This is a genomic window from Pseudoxanthomonas sp. SORGH_AS_0997 (assembly GCF_031453535.1).
GTDB classification, from domain to species: domain Bacteria; phylum Pseudomonadota; class Gammaproteobacteria; order Xanthomonadales; family Xanthomonadaceae; genus Pseudoxanthomonas_A; species Pseudoxanthomonas_A winnipegensis.
On the sequence record NZ_JAVIZI010000001.1, the window covers coordinates 3,143,425 to 3,163,344 of the forward strand.

Annotated in this window: 16 protein-coding genes and 1 pseudogene; 7 read left to right on the forward strand and 10 right to left on the reverse strand. The window is 70.3% G+C overall.

The features are described from left to right. The first annotated feature begins 121 nt into the window (after positions 1-121). Positions 122-1,297: an aminotransferase class V-fold PLP-dependent enzyme gene (locus QE438_RS13795; protein ID WP_306994895.1), complete on the forward strand. Its 1,176-nt coding sequence runs from the start codon at positions 122-124 to the stop codon at positions 1,295-1,297. Here QE438_RS13795 and QE438_RS13800 read toward each other — a convergent pair. The 9 genes and pseudogenes from QE438_RS13800 to QE438_RS13840 form a co-directional block, all read right to left on the reverse strand. Then, positions 1,294-1,653, reverse strand: coding sequence for a hypothetical protein (locus QE438_RS13800; protein WP_306994893.1), 360 nt, complete (start codon positions 1,651-1,653; stop codon positions 1,294-1,296). The genes QE438_RS13795 and QE438_RS13800 overlap by 4 nt on opposite strands. A 390-nt stretch (positions 1,654-2,043) precedes the next feature. Beyond that, positions 2,044-3,507, reverse strand: coding sequence for a glycine betaine ABC transporter substrate-binding protein (locus tag QE438_RS13805; protein ID WP_306996292.1), 1,464 nt, complete (start codon positions 3,505-3,507; stop codon positions 2,044-2,046). A gap of 11 nt (positions 3,508-3,518) precedes the next feature. After that, positions 3,519-4,262, reverse strand: a complete 744-nt coding sequence (locus QE438_RS13810; protein WP_306994891.1) for an ATP-binding cassette domain-containing protein — start codon at positions 4,260-4,262, stop codon at positions 3,519-3,521. A gap of 45 nt (positions 4,263-4,307) precedes the next feature. Next, positions 4,308-5,453, reverse strand: coding sequence for an acyltransferase (locus QE438_RS13815; RefSeq protein WP_306994889.1), 1,146 nt, complete (start codon positions 5,451-5,453; stop codon positions 4,308-4,310). After that, complete coding sequence (locus QE438_RS13820) at positions 5,450-6,676, reverse strand: lytic murein transglycosylase (RefSeq protein WP_306996290.1); 1,227 nt, start codon at positions 6,674-6,676, stop codon at positions 5,450-5,452. Before QE438_RS13820 ends, QE438_RS13815 begins: the two co-directional genes overlap by 4 nt. 408 nt (positions 6,677-7,084) lie before the next feature. Continuing rightward, a pseudogene (locus tag QE438_RS13825) lies at positions 7,085-7,682 on the reverse strand (DUF938 domain-containing protein). Between the two features lie 12 nt (positions 7,683-7,694). Further along, on the reverse strand, positions 7,695-9,194 hold the full coding sequence (locus QE438_RS13830) for an ATP-binding protein (protein WP_306994885.1): 1,500 nt from the start codon (positions 9,192-9,194) through the stop codon (positions 7,695-7,697). A 5-nt stretch (positions 9,195-9,199) separates the two neighbouring features. Then, entirely contained in the window at positions 9,200-9,643 is a 444-nt protein-coding gene (locus QE438_RS13835; RefSeq protein WP_306994883.1) for a response regulator, read from the reverse strand. Next, positions 9,640-11,472, reverse strand: coding sequence for an ATP-binding protein (locus QE438_RS13840; RefSeq protein WP_306994881.1), 1,833 nt, complete (start codon positions 11,470-11,472; stop codon positions 9,640-9,642). Before QE438_RS13840 ends, QE438_RS13835 begins: the two co-directional genes overlap by 4 nt. Before the next feature lie 308 nt (positions 11,473-11,780). On the opposite strand from QE438_RS13840, the gene QE438_RS13845 reads away from it, so the two are divergent. The 6 genes from QE438_RS13845 (at position 11,781) to QE438_RS13870 (ending at position 18,742) form a co-directional block, all read left to right on the forward strand. Then, a complete protein-coding gene (locus QE438_RS13845; protein WP_130524598.1) occupies positions 11,781-13,388 on the forward strand; it encodes a glucan biosynthesis protein D in 1,608 nt (535 codons plus the stop codon). A gap of 326 nt (positions 13,389-13,714) precedes the next feature. Further along, a complete protein-coding gene (locus QE438_RS13850) occupies positions 13,715-14,899 on the forward strand; it encodes a glycosyltransferase (RefSeq protein ID WP_306994878.1) in 1,185 nt (394 codons plus the stop codon). A gap of 127 nt (positions 14,900-15,026) precedes the next feature. Continuing rightward, a complete protein-coding gene (gene rfbF, locus QE438_RS13855) occupies positions 15,027-15,800 on the forward strand; it encodes a glucose-1-phosphate cytidylyltransferase (protein WP_130520769.1) in 774 nt (257 codons plus the stop codon). A gap of 6 nt (positions 15,801-15,806) precedes the next feature. Continuing rightward, positions 15,807-16,853, forward strand: coding sequence for an SDR family oxidoreductase (locus QE438_RS13860; protein ID WP_130524596.1), 1,047 nt, complete (start codon positions 15,807-15,809; stop codon positions 16,851-16,853). Next, positions 16,850-17,413, forward strand: a complete 564-nt coding sequence (gene rfbC, locus QE438_RS13865) for a dTDP-4-dehydrorhamnose 3,5-epimerase (RefSeq protein ID WP_130524595.1) — start codon at positions 16,850-16,852, stop codon at positions 17,411-17,413. The genes QE438_RS13860 and rfbC overlap by 4 nt, the downstream gene beginning before the upstream one ends. Positions 17,414-17,437: 24 nt before the next feature. Then, positions 17,438-18,742 (forward strand): SAF domain-containing protein, encoded by a 1,305-nt coding sequence (locus QE438_RS13870; protein WP_130535341.1) that lies wholly within the window; start codon positions 17,438-17,440, stop codon positions 18,740-18,742. A gap of 219 nt (positions 18,743-18,961) precedes the next feature. Here the strand turns inward: QE438_RS13870 and QE438_RS13875 are convergent, their stop codons facing one another. Beyond that, on the reverse strand, positions 18,962-19,408 hold the full coding sequence (locus QE438_RS13875) for a universal stress protein (protein ID WP_306994876.1): 447 nt from the start codon (positions 19,406-19,408) through the stop codon (positions 18,962-18,964). Positions 19,409-19,920 lie beyond the last annotated feature (512 nt).

A 19,920-nucleotide genomic window follows, 5' to 3' on the forward strand; every position in this document is an offset into this window, starting at 1 on the left:
ACCGCGCGTCGCGGTCGCGATGCGCCTGGCGGGGTGGGAGGGCATGCATGGGCCCATGCTAGGGGGCGGCGGTGAACGCCCTGTTATGCCCACCTGCGTCCTGTGCAGCTAGGCTGCACACATGCGCGATACGCCGACGTTCCCCGCCCCTGTCCCGTGGCCGCAGCGCCAGCGTGCCTTCGCCACGCCGACCGACGCCGTCTATCTGGACGCGGCCTCCAAGGGCGCACGGCTGCGCCATGTGCTGGACGGCGCGCACGCCATGCTGGAGGCCGAGGCCGCGCCGTGGTGGCTGCCGCACGCCGACTGGATGCGGCGCATCGAGGACGCGCGCGCGCTGGCCGCGCAGGTGCTGTTCGACGACGATGGCGAGGGCCTGGCGATGGTGCCCTCGGCCGCGCACGGCCTGGCCACCGCCGCCGCCAACCTGCCGCTGCGGCGCGGCCAGGCCGTGCTGGTACTGGAAGGCCAGTTCCCATCCAACCTGCTCGCCTGGCAGCAGCGCTGCGCGCAGACCGGCGCGCACGTGGTCGGCGCCGCACCGCGCGCGGACGAGACGCTCACCGAGGCGGTGCTGCGCACCATCGACCGCACGCCCCAGCTGGCCATCGCCACCCTGCCCCATTGCTACTGGCACGACGGCCGCCTGCTCGATCTCGACGCCATCGCCGACGCCGTGCACGCGCGCGGCGCGGCCCTGGTGCTGGACCTGAGCCAGAGCCTGGGCGTGCTGCCGCTGCAGCTGGCGCGCTGGCGGCCGGACTTCGTGGTGGCGGTGGGCTACAAGTGGCTGCTGGGCACGATGGGGCTGTCCTGGCTGTGGGCCAGCCCACGCTGGCGCGACGAAGGCGTGCCGCTGGAGCAGCACTGGGTCGCGCGCGATGCGGGCGCGGACTGGGTGTTCCCGCTCGACACGCCGCCGCCCTACCTGCCGGGCGCACGCCGCTTCGACGCCGGCGGCATCGCCGATCCGCTGCGCCTGCTCCTGACCCACGGCGGGCTGGCCCAGCTGCAGGCCTGGCAGCCGGCCCGCATCGCCGCGGCGCTGGGCGAGGTCACCGCCGCGCTGGATGCGGCGCTGGACGCGCGTGGGCTGTCGGCGTGGAAGACGCCGGGGCATGCGCCGCATATTGCGGGGTTGCGGGTGCCGGCCGAGCGCGTTGATGCCGTGGCGGGGGCGTTCGCGCGGCGGGGGGTGATCTGTTCGCGGCGGCAGGGGTGTTTGCGGTTGGCGCCGTACTTGATGGTGACTGCGGAGCAGATGGGGGAATTGGTCGAGATCGCAGCGAACGCCTAGCGCCGTTGCTGTTGCTGTTGCTGTTGCTGTTGCTGTTGCTGTTGCTGTTGCTGTTGCTGTTGCTGTTGCTGTTGCTGTTGCTCAAGAGCTTCTGCTTTTGCTTTTGCTTTACCTGTCTGAGCCGTAAAGCGAGCCGAGCATCGCAGGAAGACGGGGCCGAAGAGGCGCCCTGTTTGAGCGAAGCGAGTTTGGGCGCCGTGCCCCGTCTTCCGAGAAGCGCAGGGGACCGCCGCGCAGCGGCGGCTCGCGTCCCGGCGAGAAGCGGTTTTGGCTACTTTTGACAAGACAAAAGTAGCTCGCGCGGCGAAGCCGTGCGAAAGCTTTGCTTTAGCTTTGCCTTTAAGAAGCGCCTGCATGGCAGGTCAAGTTTTGCTTGCAAATTAAAAGCAATACTTGTCAGGAGCTGGCGCCGGAACTTGTAGGACGAAAGCAACGCGCCTGCGGCGCGCCAAGTGCAAAGCTTTCGCGCCTGCGGCGCGACTTCCTTTTGTCTTGTCAAAAGGAAGCAAAACCGCTTCTCGCCGGGACGCACGCCGATGCTGCGCATCGGTCCCCTGCGCTCCTCGCAAAGCAGGGCACGGCGCCCAAACTCGCTTCGCTCAAACAGGGCGCCTCTTCGGCCCTGCTTTGCTGCGGTGCTCGGCGTGCTTTACGGCTCAGACAGGTAAAGCAACAGCAACAACAACCGCAAAGGCAACAGCAACCGCAACGGCAACGGCAACGGCAACGGCGACAGTAGCAACCCGCTAGGCCCGCGCTGCGAGCCTCAGGCCCTTGGGCGTCATGACCCGCTCGAAGAGCTCGAACCCCCCCTGCACCAGCAACGCCAGCACCGCCGCCGGCACCGCCCCCTCCAGAATCATCCCCAGATTATCGAGCCGGATCCCGGTCAGGATCGGCTGACCATAGCCGCCGGCGCCGATCAGGGCCCCCAGCGTCGCCGTGCCGACATTGATCACCGCAGCGGTCTTCACCCCCGCCAGGATCGTGCGCAGCGCCAGCGGCAGCTCCACCCGCCACAGGCGCGTGCGCGGCGGCAGGCCCAGGGCCGCGGCGGTCTCGCGCAGGTCGCGCGGGATGCCGGTCAGGCCGGCGTGGGTGTTGCGCACGATCGGCAGCAGCGAATACAGGAACAGCGCCGCGATCGCCGGCTTCGCGCCGATGCCGAACAGCGGGATCATGAAGACGAACACCGCCAGCGACGGCAGCGTCTGCAGCACGCCGGTCAGCGACAGCACGACCTGACCCAGGCGCGGGCGGCGCGCGGCCAGCACGCCCAGCGGCAGCGCGACCAGCAGTGCGCAGCCGAGCGAAAGGCCGACCAGGGCGAGGTGTTCGCCGGTGCGCTGGGCGATGCGTGCGGCGCGGCCGCTGCCCTGCGGCGCATCGACGCCGACGAACGCGGCGGCCACCTGCGCCTCGCCGCGATGCTCCAGCTTGACCTGCGCGTTGAGCCGGCGCATGTCCGCCACATCGATGCGCCCCTGCAGCACGCGCAGCGCCTGCACGAAGGCCGGCGCACTGCGCTCCAGCGCCAGCCGATACAGGAACACCGCCTGGTAATCGGGGAAGTAGTGGCGGTCGTCGTCCAGCACCACCAGGTCGTAGTACGGAATCTCCGCATCGGTGCTGTACAGGTCGGTCACATCGATCGCCCCGCTCTGCAGCGCGCGGTAGGCCAGGTCGTGGTCCAGCCCGTTGGCCTGCTGCGGCAGCCCGTAGGCGGCGCGCACGCCGGGCCAGCCGTCGGCGCGCTGCAGGAACTCGTTGCTCAGGCCCAGCCTGAGTTCGGGATGCCGCGCCAGATCGCTCAGCGTGCGGATGCCCAGCGCCTGCGCGCGCGCCTTGCGCATGCCCAGGGCATAGGTGTTCTGGAAGCCGAGCGAGCGCGTCATGCCCAGCCCCTGCTGCGCCAGCGCGGCGACGAGCTGCGCCTCGGTGGCATCGGGCTGCTGCAGCAGTTCCTGGCGCAGCGTGCCGGTGTATTCGGCATAGGCGTCGATGTCGCCCTCCTGCAGCGCGCGCCAGAGGATGCGCGTGCCGCCGAGCTGGCGCTTGTGCGCCACCTCCACGCCGTCCTTGCGCGCCTGCGCCACGGCGATCTCGGCCAGGATCACACCTTCGGTGAAGTTCTTCGAGCCGACGGTGACCTGCCTGGCCATCGCCGGGGACAGCAGACACAGCAGCACGCAGACCAGCCAGGCGCGCATCGCCGCGCGCCTCATGCGGCATCCTCCAGCGTGCGCTGGGCGGTCATGAAGCGGGTGACGAAGTCCTCGGCCGGGTCGTCCAGCAAGGTCCGGGCGCTGCCCTGCTGGACGATGCGCCCGGCCCGCATCAGCACCAGGGTGTCGGCCAGGTAGGCCGCCTCGGCCACGTCGTGGGTCACCAGCACCACGGTCTTGCCCAGCTGCGCGATCAGGGCGCGTATCTGAGTCTGCAGCTCGTGGCGCACGATGGGGTCGAGCGCGCCGAGCGGCTCGTCCAGCAGCAGCACCGGCGGATCGAGCATCAGCGCGCGCACCAGTCCCATGCGCTGGCGCTGGCCACCGGAGAGTTCGGCCGGATAGCGCGCCAGCAGCGCGGGCGGCAGCTGGCAGACCTCGGCCAGCTCGGCCAGGCGCGCCTCGATGCGCTCACGCGGCCAGCCCAGCGCGCGCGCCAGCAGCGCGGCGTTGTCGCGCGCGCTCAGATGCGGGAACAGGCCGCCTTCCTGGATCACGTAGCCGATGCGTCGGCGCTGCGCCAGCAGCGTCTTGCGCTGCAGCGGAGCGCCCTCGAAGCGCACCTGCCCGCTGTCGGGCCATTCCAGCCCGATCAGCATGCGCAGCACGCTGGACTTGCCCGCGCCGCTGGGCCCGATCAGGGCGGTGGTGCGACCCTGTTGGATCTTGAGGTCGACGTCATCGAGCGCGACGGCGTGGCCGTAGCGGCGCGTGACCCGCTGCAGGGAAAAGATCGCCATGGCCCGATGCTGGCATACCGCGCTGGGCCATGTCGCGAAGGGCGCTCAGGCCGCCGCGGCGGCATCGGCGGCGGGCGCGGGCGGCGCACGCAGCCAGCGCCGCTTGAGCCAGCGCTCGGCCGGCAGCGTCCACAGCCGCGCGAACGCCCAGGCCAGCAGCCAGCACAGCGGCAGCAGCGCCAGATACCACCACGCGCCCAGACGCACCTGGCCGCCACTGGCGCGATACAGCCCGACCAGCGCGAACACGACGAACATGTGCGTCAGATAGAGCTCGTAGCTGAGCCGGCCCCAGGCCCGCAGCCACGCCAGCGCCGGCAGCGGCGCACGGGCCGGCATCGCGTGCAGGCCGACCAGCAGCGCGCCCGCGCCGCCGACCAGCACCAGCATGGCGCCGTTGCCCAGCGAGCGCCACAGCTCGCCGCCGCACAGCAGCACCGCCGCCAGCGCGATCACGCCGAGCACGCGCAGGCCGCGCGCGGTGGAAGCCGGCACCGGCCAACGGGTCACCGCCAGGGCCGCCAGCACGCCGACGGCGATGGCGGAGAAGCCCGGCAGGTAGGCCTTCTCCTGCCAGATCTCGTTGTCGGCGATCGCCGCGCGGGTCAACGGTAACGACAGCGCCAGCAGCAGCAGGGCCGACACCAGCAGCGCGCGCCGGCGCAGCAGCAGACACACCAGCGGGAAGGCGAGATAGAACGCCTCCTCGATCGACAGCGACCACAGCACATCCCAGCCGCCGGGCAGCCAGCCGGTGCGGCCCTCGTACCAGTTCAGCTGCAGGCTCAGCGCGGACCACAGCGCGCCGCCCAGCGACTGGCCGGGCTTGTCGATCACGAAGTTCGGCACGCCCAGGCCATGCAGCAGCGCCAGCACCGCCAGAAGCAGCAGCAGCGCCGGCAGGATGCGGGCCGCGCGCCGCGCATAGAACGCGCGCAGGTCGATGCGCGCCAGCGACGACCAGCGCTGCACGGCATGCAGCGTGATCAGGAAGCCGGAAATGACGAAGAACACGAACACCGCCTCGTAGCCGTTGTAGCTCAGCGCGCGCAGCAGGCGCAGCGGCAGCCAGTCGGCCAGCGCGGTGTCGCGCAGCGGGATGCGCAGCGCCAGGTGGTGCACGACCACCAGCAGGATCGACACGCCGCGCAGCGTGTCGATGCCGGGATTGCGCTGCGCAGGCACGGTCATGGCGCGCCCTGCGTGGAGGCCGGCAGCAGCACCGGCGGGCCGGCCGTGCGCAGGGCCTGCAGGATCTTCCGACCGGCGCGGCCATCGACCGGCGCCAGGCCCAGGGCCTGCTGTTCGCTGGCGATGGCGCGGCGGGTCTGCGCGCCGACCAGGCCATCGGGCGTGCCGAGGTCATGGCCGCGCCCGAGCAGCAGCAGCTGCAGCTCCTTGCGCTGCGCGCGGTCCAGCGGCGGATCGTCGGTGGGCCAGGAGGCGATCAGCGGGCCGCCGCCGCGCAGGCGGTCGGACAGCAGCGCGATGGCCAGCGCATAGCTCTCGGCGGCGTTGTAGCTGTAGATCGCATCGAAGTTGCGGAACACCAGGAACGCCGGCCCGGCCACGCCGGCCGGCAGCAGCAGCGCGGCCGGCGTGTCGTCGGCCGCGATCGCGCCGCCGTCGGCGCGGGTGATGCCCGCGGCGACCCACTCGCGCAGCGGGCGCTTGGCCTTGCGCCCCGCGCGGGACGCGTCCCAGCCCGCCGGCACGCGCACCTCGAAGCCCCAGGGCTGGCCGGTCTGCCAGCCGGCGCGCTTGAGATAGTTGGCGGTGGACGCCAGCGCATCGGGCACGCTGTGGACCAGATCGCGGCGCCCGTCGCCATCGCCGTCCACCGCGATGCGCTGGTAGGTGCTGGGCATGAACTGGGTCTGCCCGAACGCGCCGGCCCACGAGCCGGTCAGCCCGTCGGGGGTCAGATCGCCCGACTGCAGCAGCGCCAGGGTCGCCAGCAGTTCGCCGCGGAAGAACTCCTGCCGCCGGCCGAAGCACGCCAGCGTGGACAGCGACACCAGCAGCGGCCGCTTGCCCTGCACCCGGCCGTAGTCGCTCTCCACGCCCCAGACCGCCACCACCGTGGCCGCATCCACGCCGCTGTCCTGCGCCACGCGCGCCAGCACCTCGGCGTGCTGGGCGCGCATCGCCTGGCCATCGGCGACGCGCTGGGCGTCGACCAGCGGCGCCAGGTAGTCCCAGATCGGCGTGGAGAACTCGGGCTGGCTGTCCAGCAGCGGCAGCACGCTCATGTCCGGCACCACGCCGGCCATGAAGCGATCGAACGCGGCAGGCGCGATCCCTGTGGCGCCCGCTCGCGTGCGCGCCATGCAGCTGGCGTAGGTGGCGCGATCGGCGTCGCTGGGCGCTCCCGCATCGACGGCCGGCTGCTGCGCCTGCGCCGCCCACGCCATCGAGGCCATCGTAGCCATCGAGGCCATCAGGATTCCCGCCAGGTTGCGTCGCATGCATCCACTCCCGCGCTGCCATTGCCAGCGTCGATTGTAAGCAGCGGGCCGCTGCCGGGGCTTTGGCTGCGACGTTGCGCACGGCTTGGTGCAGACGGAGGTCTGCGGGCGACGCGGCGCATCAAGTGCAAAGGCGCTGGATTCCCGCCTTCGCGGGAATGACGACCTGAAGCATCCGCTGCGCTATTGCTGTTGCTCTGGCTTCAAGGCCCCTCCCCTTTCGCGCAGCGAAGGGGGAGGCTGGGAGGGGGTGCTTTTGCTTTTGAGTTTCCCGCGAAGAGCCCCCCTCCCCCTCAGTCGCCAGCCGCGACTTCGAGCTCCCCTTGGCCTGCGGCCAAAGGGAGGGAGCAAACCCTACCCCCGCCGCCACACCAGCAAGCGATTGTTCGCCGGCATCGCATGATCGGCCTCCAGCCGCAGGCCGATGCCGCGCGCCAGCGCATCGACCGCCTCGAGATCGCGGATCCCGCTGACCGGATCGCGCGCCTTCAGCCACTGGTCGAACTGCGCATTGCTGTCGCTGGTGAAGGCACCGCCGTAGTTGAACGGCCCGTACACCGCCAGGACGCCGCCCTCCTCCAGCACACCGGCAAGCCCGGCGAAGCAGGCCTGCACCTGCGGCCAGCCCATGATGTGCAGCGTATTGGCGGTGAACACGGCATCGAAGGCCTGCGCCGGCCACGGCCCGCGCGCCACGTCCAGCTCAAGCGGCGGCGGGGTGTTGGGCAGGGCGGCCTCGTCCAGCCACGCGCCGATGCCGGGCAGGTGTTCGGCGCGCTCGCTGGTCTGCCAGCACAGCTGCGGCAGCGCGGCGGGCGAAATGCACCGCGTGCTGGCCGGTGCCGCTGCCGATCTCCAGCACGCGGCGAGTCCGGGCCAGCAGCGGGCGCAACACCGCCAGGATCGGGTCGCGGTTGCGCGCGCAGGACGGCGCGAACGGCTTGTCCACCATGCGCCGGCCGGCTCAGCCCTCGGCGGGCTGCAGCGCCTCGGCCACGGCGTGGAAGAGCCGGCCCATTTCCAGCGGCTTGTCGAGGAACTGCGCGCGCAGGCCCGCCGGCAGTTCGGAGCGGTCGAACGGGCGCGCCGGATCCTGCAGCAGCAGCACCGGGCCGAGATAGCCGCGCTGGACCAGCGCCTGCACCAGCGCGGTGGCCGGCAGCAGCACGAAGTCGCTGTCGATGATGAACAACTCGGGCATGCCGTCGACCACGGCCGCGCGCAGCGCGTAGGCGCCGTCGGGCGCGGTGGCCGGCGCATAGCCCTGGCTTTCCAGCGCGTTGCGCAGCAGCGACTGGCGCGTGCTGTCGCCGTCGACCAGCAGGATGCGCTGGCCCTGGCCCGGGGCCGGCACGCTGGACTGCGGCGCGGCGCCGCCGGTGACCGGCAGCACCACCGCGAAGGTCGTGCCGACGCCCGGCGTGCTGTCCACTTCGATGCGGCCCTGGTACTGCTCGACGATGCGCAGGCAGGACATCAGCCCCAGGCCCGTGCCCTCTGACTTGGTGGTGAAGAACGGGGTGAACAGCTGGCTGCGCGTCTTGGCGTCCATGCCGACGCCCTGATCGGCCACGCGGATGCAGACGCCTTCCTCGACCGGCCGCGCCGACAGGGTCAGCGTGCCGCCCGTGGGCATGGCCTGGATCGCGTTGAGGCACAGGTTGATCAGCACCTGCTGCAGCTCGACGTAGTTGGCGTCGATCTGCACCGGCGTGGCCGGCGGCTGCAGGTCCAGGCGCACGTTGTCCGGCAGCGTGCCCTGCAGCAGCACCTGCACGGCCTGGAACAGCTCGCCCACCGACACGTCCTCGCGCGCCTTGCGCGCGCCGCGGACGAAGGACAGCATCGACTCGGCCATCTCGTGGCCGCGCCGGCCGGACTCGGCGATCACCTGGCCCAGCTTGTGGATCTTGGGGTTGTCGCTGTGGATGGCCAGCAGGTCCGGCACGATCAGCAGCGGCTGCAGGATGTTGCGCAGGTCGTGGCTCAGGCCCGCGGCCAGCATCGCCATCGAATCCAGCCGCTGCGAGCGCAGCAGCTCCTTCTCCACGCGCGCGCGTTCGTGCTCGCTACGCGCCTCGCGGATCGCGCGCGCGGCCGCCGACGGCAGGCGCGCGGTCTTGTCCTTGAGGATGTAGTCGGCCGCGCCCTCGCGCAGCGCCTGCACCGCGGTCTCCTCGCCCATGGTGCCGGAGACGAAGATGAAGGGAATCGGCGGCTGATGGCTGCGCACCAGCTGCAGCGCCTGATGCCCGGAGAAGCCCGGCATGCTCAGGTCCGACAGCACCAGGTCCGGCCTGAACGTCGCCAGCGCGCGCGCGAGCTCGGCCTCGGTATCGACCCGCTCGAACTCGGCTTCCAGCCCCGCGTCCACCAGCTGCATGGACGTCAGCTCAGCGTCCTCCGGCGAATCCTCCACCAGGAGGATGCGCACGGGACCGATCGGGGCGGCGCTCTGCGGCATGCCGTTCAGGCCTGTCCCGGGGCTTCGTTGAACACGGCCCAGAAGGTGCCCAGCGTCTTGACCGCGGTGAAGAACTGGTCGATGTCCACCGGCTTGACCACGTAGGCGTTGGCGCCCAGGTCCCAGCTGCGCACCAGATCGCTTTCCTCGCGCGAGGACGACAGGATGACCACCGGCAGCGACTTGAGCGCCTCGTCTTCGCGGATCGCGCGCAGCACCTCCAGCCCGTCCATGCGCGGCATCTTGATGTCCAGCAGCAGCACCGCCGGCAGGCCTTCGGAGCGCTCGGCATAGGCGCCGCGGCGCAGCAGGTAGTCCAGCGCCTCCACGCCGTCCTCCACGTGCACGATGGGGTTGGCCAGGTTGGCCTCGCGCAGCGCGTCGATCGCCATCTCGGCGTCGGCGATGCTGTCTTCGGCCAGCAGGATGGTGCGGATCGGGGTACTCATGAGAGGAACTCGGCAGGGGTGGGCCCGCGCGGGACGAACGCGTCGTCCGGCGAGCTGGGGATGATGAAGTGGAACGTGGCGCCCTGGTCGAGCTCGGCCTCGGCCCAGACACGGCCGCCATGGCGCGTCACCACGCGGCGCACGCTGGCCAGGCCGATGCCCGTGCCGGCGTACTCGCTGGATTTGTGCAGCCGCTGGAACACGCCGAACAGCTTGCCGGCGTAGGCCATGTCGAAACCGGCGCCATTATCGCGCACCCAGAAGTGATGCTCGCCATCGCCCTCCAGCCGGTAGCCGACGTGGATCTGGGCGACCTCGCGCTTGCCGCTGTACTTGACCGCGTTGCCCAGCAGGTTCTGCCAGACCTGGCGCAGCATGTTCTCGTCGCCCACCAGGATCGGCAGCGGGTCGATGTCCCAGTCCACGCGCAGCGGCAGGGCGTGCTTGTCCGCGCTGACCTGCGCATCGAGCATCGAGCGCGTCTCGGCGACCAGCGACTGCATGTCCACCGCCTGCAGGCGCAGCACGACCCGGCCCAGGCGCGAATACACCAGCAGGTCGTCGATCAGCGCCGACATGCGCCGCGCCGAGTCGCCGATCACCTGCAGGTAGTGGCGGCTGCGCTCGTCGGTGTCCTCGCCCAGGTGGCGGGCCAGCTTGTCGGCGAAGCCGGACACGTGGCGCAGCGGCGCGCGCAGGTCGTGCGAGACCGAGTAGCTGAAGGCCTCCAGCTCGCGGTTGACGTCCGAGACCTGCTCGATCTTGCCTTCCAGCTGGCGGTTGAGGTCGATGATGCGCTGCTGGCTTGTCTTCTGCGTGGTCACATCGCTCAAGGTCATCAGCACCGCGTCGTCGCCGCCGTCGGGCAGCGCCATGCGCCGTGCATTGAGCAGCAGGGTCCGCTGCACGCTGCCGGCGGTGGGCTGCTGGACCTCGTAGTCCCACAGCTCGCGCCCGCGCGCCAGCACGTCGGCCAGGCGTTGGCGCACCACATCGTCGTCCCAGGCGTCGCTGAGCTCGTCCAGGCGCGGATGGCGCTCGGCCAGGTCGTCCTCGTCGATGGCGTAGAGCTCGGCGAAGGCCGCGTTGTGCAGCAGCACGCGCTGGTCGCGGTCCAGCACCACGATCGGCTCACGCACGGTCTGCAGCACGGTGGCCGCGCGCGCGTCGGCGCGCGAGGAGGCCTGTTCGGCCGACAGCCGCTGGCCCATCTGCCGGGCCAGCAGCCAGATGATCAGCACCAGCAGCAGCAGCTGCAGCACCATCGCCCCCAGGCCCAGCCAGCGCACCTGCTCGCGCCGGTCCTGGAAATCGCGCTCGCGCTGGGCCTTCATGCGCTGCTCGTCCTGCAGGATTTCCTGCAGGACCGGATGCGCGGGCAGGTCGCTGGCCAGCAGCTGCAGGATCTGGGCGCGGCGCGGGCCGACGCTGTCCGGCAGCTCGGTCGCCAGGGCGATGCGCCGGGTCGCGATCTCGCGCAGGCGGCCCACCCGCACCTGGGTGTCGGGGTTGTCCTTGGTCAGCGCCTGCAGCTGGTCGAGCATGCGCTCGAGCACGGCCGGGGAGGCCTTCAGGCGCTCGCGCGGAATCTTGGCGTCCACGCCCATGGCCAGCAGCAGGCTGCACTCCTCGGCCTCGCGCAGCTCCACCGTCAGCGCATTGACCTGCGCCTCGACCTGATGGGTGTGCGTGACCCACGCCGCCGCGTTGAGCGTGGACGTGAACAGCTGCTGCAGCAGCAGGGTCGGCAGGATGACGATGAGCAGGACGATCAGCGTCAGCAGAGGCAGACGCCAATCCAGCCACTGCGACCGAAAGGACACGGACATGGGTCTATGGTGAGGGTGACGGGAAGCCCGGATCTTCACCCGGACTCTACGAAAGTTAATGCGACAGCATCCGCTTGCTTCCCGTCCGTCGCGCGCCGCCCCCTCCCAGCTGTGGACTGCGACCCGACACGCGAAACGCGTGCTTGTGGAGCACGCAACAAGTGGACCGTTTGAGATGTAAAGAATCCGTGAAAGCGCGTGAAGATGAATAGGCCAGACAGGCAACGGCCGCTTTGTCAGCAGACCGCCAACGCCACAACGCTTAGCATCTACCCGACTCCTTCTCTCCCGGCCCTGCCCCCGCCTGCATGATCCGACGTCAATTCCTCACCCGCGCCGCCGGGACCCTGGCCGCCCTGGGCCTGCCCCCCTCGCTGCTGGCCTCGCAGGCCGCGCTGGCCGCGCCCGGCAAGTCCAACCTGGTGTTCGGCCCGGCCCAGCCCTTCGACTACGCCAGCCTGAAGGGCCAGGCGCGGGCACTGGCCAGCGCGCCGTACAAGCCGCATGGCGGCCCGCTGCCGGCGGCGCTGGACGGGATCAGCTGGGACCACTACCAGGCCATCCGCTACCGCAAGGACCATGCGCTGTGGACCGGCCAGGACGACGCCTTCCTGGCCCAGTTCTTCCACATGGGCCTGTACTTCAAGCGGCCGGTGACCATGCACGAGGTCGCCGACGGCCAGGCGCGCGAGATCAAGTACAACGCGGGCATGTTCGACTACGGCGACAGCGGCCTGGCCAAGGTCAAGCTGCCGGACACGCTGGGCTTCGCGGGCTTTCGCCTCAACACCAAGGACGATCCGAACCGCGACTTCGCCGCCTTCCTGGGCGCCAGCTACTTCCGCGCGGTCGGCAAGGAGGGCCAGTACGGCCAGTCCGCGCGCGGCCTGGCCATCGACACGGGCATGGGCAAGCCGGAGGAGTTCCCGGACTTCGTCGCCTATTACCTGGAACGACCGGCCAAGGGCTCCAATACGCTGGTGGTCTATGGCCTGCTGGATTCGCCCAGCGTGGCCGGCGCCTACCGCTTCGCGCTGACCCCGGGCGAGCCGCTGCTGATGGACATCGACTGCGCGCTCTACCCGCGCACCAGCATCGAGCGCCTGGGCCTGGCGCCGTGCACCAGCATGTACCAGACCGGCGAGAACGACCGCCGCATGGCCTGGGACTGGCGTCCGGAGATCCACGACACCGACGGCCTGGCCCTGCACACCGGCAGCGGCGAATGGATCTGGCGCCCGCTGACCAACCCGCCGCAGCTGCGCTTCAACGCCTTCGCCGACAACGACCCGAAGGGCTTCGGCCTGCTCCAGCGCGATCGCGACTTCGACCACTACCAGGACGATGGCGTGTTCTACGAGAAGCGCCCGTGCCTGTGGATCGAGCCCAAGGGCGGCTGGGGCGCCGGCTCGGTGCAGCTGGTGGAGATCCCCACGGTCGATGAGACCTTCGACAACATCGTGGCGTTCTGGAACCCCAAGGAGAAGCCGCAGGCCGGCCAGGAGCTGCTCTACGGCTACAAGCTGTTCTGGGGCTCGGCCGCGCCCTCGCAGCCGCCGCAGGCGCACTGCGTGGCCACCCGCACCGGCCTGGGCGGCGTGGTGGGGCAGAAGCGCAGCAAGTGGTCGCAGCGCTTCGCCGTGGACTTCGTCGGCGGCAAGCTGGCCGCGCTGGAAGCGGCCAACGCCAAGGTCGACCCGGCGCTGGAGATCCGCGGCGGTACGCTGGAGACGGTGTCGTGCCGGCCGCTGCGCGAGCTGCACGGCTACCGGGTGATGTTCGACGTGGTGCCGGAGAAGGAAGACAGCAGCCAGATCGATCTGCGCCTGTACCTCAAGGACGCCACCGGCTCCTTGAGCGAGACCTGGCTGTACCAGTTCAGCCCGCCGCCGGCGGCCGAGCGCAAGATCTACTGAGCCGCCGCGGGCGGCGAACCGCCAGCTCTTGAAGCGCGGGACGCACGATGCGCCCCGCTGTCCTGTCCGCGCGCGCGACTGCGTTAACCGCAGTAAGCCACCGAAAGATGCCAGTGCAGCGGCATCGGGGGGGACACGACCTAGGGCGCGCGCGGGAGGCGCGCCGGGTCGCGACCGGTGGGCTGAATGCGGTGCCGTGCCGGTCCATCGTGGCCGCGCGTTCCTCAAAGGTCCGGTCCGCCCTGCGCCGCTGCGCATGGGCGGACGCCTGCAGGAAGGCGCGAGGCGATGCGTCAGGTTTCCCCACACTTGACGAAGGAATGCCCATGGCCGACCGATCGGTCCTGCTGTCGAGCAATTACAACGCCTGGCCCGAGCCGTTCAACGGCCAGGCCTACGCCTTCCTCAACGTGATCGCCCAGGTCGAGAACGCCGACCTGCTGATCCCGTCCGCCGCGCCGCATACGGCCGGGCGCGGGGTCAATCCCAGCGTGGGCTATCTGTGGAACGAGCTGCGCCACCGGGTGGTGTCGCAGGCCTGGCGCCGGCTGGGCCGGCCGGGCCTGTCCAACGCCGGCCAGACGCAGGTCGGCCGCGACTACGACGTGTTCGTGTTCGTATGCCAGTTCCCGCCCGAGCTGACCACGCTGGCGCGGATCAAGGGCTGGCGCGAGCGCTGCGGCAAGGCGTACTGCTACCTGCTCGAGGGCTGGCCCGAGCGTTTCCCGCACCAGGCGCAGGAGCTGCGCATGCTCGACGCGTTCGATCATGTGTTCGTGCTCAACGCCGAGAGCATCCCGGCGCTGCGCCAGTACACCTCCACGCCGATCTCCTTCCTGCCCAGCGCCTGCGACACGCTGCTGTCCTGTCCCTATCCCGAGGCGCCGCCGCGCAGCATCGACGTGCTCTCCATGGGCCGGCGCATGCCCGAGCTGCACACCAAGCTCAGCGCGCTGGCCGCGCACGACGGCAACTTCTTCTACGTGCACGACGTGCTCAAGGCCGGCGCGGTCACCGACTGGGCCGAACACCGCGCCCAGTCGGCGGCGATGATCAAGCGCGCCAAGTACTTCATCGCCTACGACTTCACCGTGGACACCACCGGGGTGTTCAAGGGCGTACGCAAGAACGCGCTGGCCACGCGCTATTTCGAGGGCACGGCCGGCGGGGCGATCGTGCTGGGCTCGCGCCAGCACTGCCCGGAGTTCGACGACCACTTCGACTGGCCCGATGCGGTGATCGAGCTGCCGCCCGGCACGCCGGACGTGGGCGCGTTCCTGGCCGACCTGGGCAGCCAGAGCGCGCGCCTGGAACAGGCGCGCGCGACCAATGTCAGCCAGGCCCTGCGCCGCCACGACTGGGCGCATCGCTGGGGCCAGCTGCTGGATGTGGCCGGCCTTCCCCGCAGTCCGCGTCTTCAACAACGGATCGAGCGACTGGCCCGCATGGCCGGCATGGTCGATGTCGCGCATGGCACGCCGCTGGTGCGTCGCCGCGACGTCACCGTCTGATCGGGCAGTCCCCCTTGCGCGTTGCGGTCAGGGCCGCCCGTCGCGCCGTGCTTTCGCCGGCGCGGCCAGGACGCGCGAGCCATGACTTTTTCGCAGGAGACCAAGACGTGACGCGGAAGGAGCAGCAATGAAGGCAGTCATCCTGGCCGGTGGCCTGGGCACCCGCATCTCCGAGGAGACCTCCGTGCGGCCCAAGCCGATGGTGGAGATCGGCGGCAGGCCGGTGCTGTGGCACATCATGAAGATGTACAGCCACCACGGCATCAACGACTTCATCGTCTGCCTGGGCTACCGCGGCGAGGTCATCAAGGACTTCTTCATCAATTACCACCTGATGGGCTCGGACATCACCTGCGACCTGGCCAGCAACACCACCACCCTGCACGACAGCCGCGCCGAGCCCTGGCGCGTGACCCTGGTGGACACCGGCGCGGACACCATGACCGGCGGTCGCCTCAAGCGGGTGATGCCTTACCTGAAGGACGAAGAGGCCTTCTGCCTGACCTACGGCGACGGCGTGTCCGACGTGGACATCGGCGCCGGCATCGCCCTGCACCGGCGCGAGGGCCGGCTGGCGACGGTGACCGCGGTGCAGCCGCCCGGCCGCTTCGGCGCGCTGCGGGTGGAGAGCGATGCGGTCACCGGCTTCCGCGAGAAGCCGGCCGACGGCGACGGCCTGATCAACGGCGGCTTCTTCGTGCTCTCGCCCAAGGTCGCCGACTTCATCGAGGGCGACGACACGGTGTGGGAGAGCGCGCCGCTGGAAGGCCTGGTCGAGCAGGGCCAGCTGAGCGTGTACAAGCACGAAGGCTTCTGGCAGCCGATGGACACCCTGCGCGACAAGAACTATCTCAACGATCTCTGGAACCACAACAAGGCGCCCTGGCGCGTCTGGGAGTAAGCAACGATGCGCATCCTGATCACCGGCAACATGGGCTACATCGGGCCGGTCCTGGCCAGGCACCTGCGCCAGCGCTTCCCGCAGGCCTGGCTGGTCGGCGTAGACCGCGGCTGGTTCGCCCACTGCCTGTCGGACAAGCGCGGCCTGCCCGAGGTGGTGCTGGACGAACAGTGGTTCCGCGACGTGCGCGACCTGACCGCGCGGGAGCTGGCCGGCTTCGACGCGGTGGTGCACCTGGCCGCGGTGTCCAACGATGCGATGGGCAAGCGCTTCGAGCAGGTCACCGACCAGATCAACTGCAAGGCCAGCCTGTCGGTGGCCCGCGCGGCGGCCGAGGCGGGCGTGAAGCACTTCGTGTTCGCCTCCAGCTGCAGCGTCTACGGCGCCGCCGCCGACGGCACGCCGCGCTCGGAATCCAGCGCCGTGGCGCCGCTGACCGCCTACGCCCACTCCAAGATCGACACCGAGACCGGGCTGGCGGCGCTGGACACGGACATGACCGTCACCGCGCTGCGCTTCGCCACCGCCTGCGGCGCCTCGCCGCGCCTGCGCCTGGACCTGGTGCTGAACGACTTCGTCGCCGGCGCGGTGGCCAGCGGCAAGGTCGACGTGCTCTCCGACGGCACGCCGTGGCGCCCGCTGATCCACGTGCGCGACATGGCGCGCGCGATCGAATGGGCGATCCAGCGCCCGGCCGCGCAGGGCGGACGCTACCTGTTCGTCAACGCCGGCTCGGAGCGCTGGAACGTGCAGGTGCGCGACCTGGCCCGTGCCGTGGGCGCGGCCATCCCCACCGCCGAGGTCTCCATCTCGACCAACGCGCCGGCGGACAACCGCTCTTATCGCGTGGACTTCTCGCTGTTCGAGCGGCTGGCGCCGGACCACCAGCCGATCGAGACGCTGGAAGGCACCATCGCCGAGCTGCGCGACGAGCTGCAGCGCACCGCCTTCTCCGACCGCAACTTCCGCCAGAGCGGCTTCATCCGCCTGCGCATCCTGGAGGGGCTGGTCGACAGCGGGGTGCTGGCGCCCGATCTGCGGGCGGCGGCATGAAGTTCCACAGCACGCCGCTGCATGGCGCCTATGTGATCGAGCCGGAGCAGCGCGGCGACGCGCGCGGCTGGTTCGCCCGGGTGTTCTGCGAGAAGGAAATGGCCGCGGCCGGGCTGGTGGACCGCTTCGTGCAGGTCAACAACTCCTACAACGCCGAGGCCGGCACGCTGCGCGGCATGCACTACCAGCTGCCGCCGGCCGCCGAGGTCAAGATCGTGCGCTGCGTGCGCGGCGCGCTGTGGGACTGCATCGTCGACCTGCGGCCGGATTCGCCCACGTACCTGAAGTGGCACGGGGTGGAACTGACGGCGGAGAACCGGCTGGCCTACTACGTGCCGCGCGGCTTCGCCCATGGCTTCGTCACGCTGGAACCGGACACCGAGGCCTTTTACCTGGCCAGCGCGTTCTACGAGCCCAGCGCCGAGCGTGGGCTGCGCTGGAACGACCCGACCTTCGACATCCAGTGGCCGGCGGCGGGCCGGATCGTCTCGGACAAGGATGCGGCCTGGCCGGACTTCGACCCTACTTATCACGGTGTCGATCGGCTGATCGGCTACTGAGCCACGCTTCAAGGAGTTTCCCCCATGGTCATCGATCGACTGCTGCAGGCGCGACAGGCCGCCGGCACCCCCATCCGCGTCGGGCTGTACGGCGCCGGCTTCATGGCCAAGGGCATCGTCAACCAGATCGTGCATTCGGTGCCGGGCATGGTGCTGTCGGTGATCTGCAACCGCAACGTGGACAAGGCGCTGGCCGCCTTCGCCCTGGCCGGCGTGCAGGCGCGCGTGGTCGAGACCGGCCGCGCGCTGGCCGACGCCATCACCAGCGGCGTGCCCGCGGTCACCCACGACCCGGCGCTGCTATACGAATGCGACCTGCTCGACTGCCTGGTCGATGCGACCGGCGCGGTGGAGTACGGCGCGCACATCTCGCTGGCCGCCATCGCCCACGGCCGCGACATGGTCACGATGAACGCCGAGCTGGACGGCACCGTCGGCCCGCTGCTCAAGCGCAAGGCGGATGCGGCCGGCGTGATCTTCACCGCCTGCGACGGCGACCAGCCCGGCGTGCAGATGAACCTGTTCCGCTTCGTCAAGTCCATCGGGCTGACGCCGCTGATGTGCGGCAACATCAAGGGCCTGCAGGACCCGTACCGCACGCCGACCACGCAGGCCGGCTTCGCCGCCAAGTGGGGCCAGGACCCGTACATGGTCACCAGCTTCGCCGACGGCACCAAGATCAGCTTCGAGCAGGCCATCGTCGCCAACGGCACCGGCATGTCGATCCTACAGCGCGGCATGACCGGCTACGACCACCGTGGCCACGTGGACGAGCTGACCAGGAAATACGACATCGACGCGCTCAAGGCCGTCGGCGGCGCGGTCGACTACGTGGTCGGCGCGCTGCCCAGCCCGGGCGTGTACGTGCTGGCCAGTCACGACGATCCCAAGCAGCAGCACTACCTCAACCTCTACAAGCTGGGCGAGGGCCCGCTATACAGCTTCTACACGCCGTACCACCTGTGCCATTTCGAGGTGCCGCTGTCGGTGGCGCGCGTGGTGCTGCTGCGCGATGCGGTGCTGCAGCCGCTGGGTGGCCCGCTGGTCGAGGTGGTCGCCACCGCCAAGCGCGACCTGGCCGCCGGCGAGACGATCGACGCGCTGGGCGGCTACCTGACCTATGGCCAGTGCGAGCGCGCCGACGTCACCGCGCGCGACGCGCTGCTGCCGATGGGCGTGGCCGAGGGCTGCGTGCTCCGGCACGACGTGGCCAAGGACCAGGTGTTGACCTATGCCGATGTGGAGCTGCCGCAGGGGCGCTTGATCGATCGGCTGCGGGTCGAGCAGGCTGCGCTGTTCGAGCCCGCTGGGCAGGCCGCGACGGTCTGAGTGGCGTCAGGGTCGCCGGATCCGCGCGTGCGGCGTGTCGTGGTGCCGATGTGGACGCGGTAGATGACGGCTGACGCGATCTGGGCGGACGTCCATGGATCCCCGCGTTCGCAGGGATGACGGCTTTTCCCCAGATACCGGCGCCCATCCGGACGCGTCACTCCCGCGAACGCGGGAGTCCATGGACGTGCGCAACCGCGGCGCGGTGCGCCCGACCGATCAGCGCACCACCAGCACCGGCACGGTGCTGCGGGTCAGGACCTCGGCGGTCTGGCTGCCCAGCAGCACGCGGGTCACGCCGCGGCGGCCGTGCGAGGCCATCACCACCAGGTCATTGCCGCGTGCCGCCATGGTCTCCAGGATGCCGTCGGCGGCATACCGGTCCAGCACATGGATCGGCTCGGCCTCCACGTCCATCGCCTCGGCCCGGTCCAGCGCCGGCTGCAAGATGGCGTTGGCGGTCCGCTCCCGCTCGGCCCGGTATTCGGGACCGGATTCATAGCCCACCACCCAGCCCTGCGCATCGACCATACCGCCGGCCCAAGGCTCGGACACGGTCAGGATGTCGACCTTGGCGCCCAGCCGCGCCGCGAGCCCCAGGCCTTGGTCAAGGCCACGCAGGGAAAGCTCGGAACCATCGATGGCAATCAGAATGCGTCGGTACATGGGACCCTCCACGCGCTGCAGTGATGCCCCATTCAAGCGCGATCGCCCCCTCCCCGCCTTGATCGCGATCAAAGCCCCGCAAAACCGCCGCCCAGCCCCAGCCCCAACCGCCAGCGCGAAGCGCGTGCTACCGCCTCCTCCCTCACCCCACCTTCCCCGCCTACACCCGCCCCGCCCCACCCGCGGCGCCAACTCCGGCTTTGGCTCCGGCTTTGGCTTTGGCTTTGGCTTCCAGGTCCCCCGTAAGGCACGGCGGAGGGGTGAGGACAAGACCCGAAGGGCGCCGCACATGGATGTGCGGCGTTTTCCGAGGGGACAGGATGTCCCCTTGGAAAATCCCTCGCCCCGCAGCGGACCTGCGCGCAGCGCAGGCGTGCCGCCCGGGGTGTGTTTCTTTTGCCTACTTTTCTTTGCACAAGCAAAGAAAAGTAGGTCGGGCGGCGAAGCCGCGCGAAAGCCTTTGATTCAAGAACTATCGCGCGCCAACAGCATCAGAGCAGAAACCCACTAAG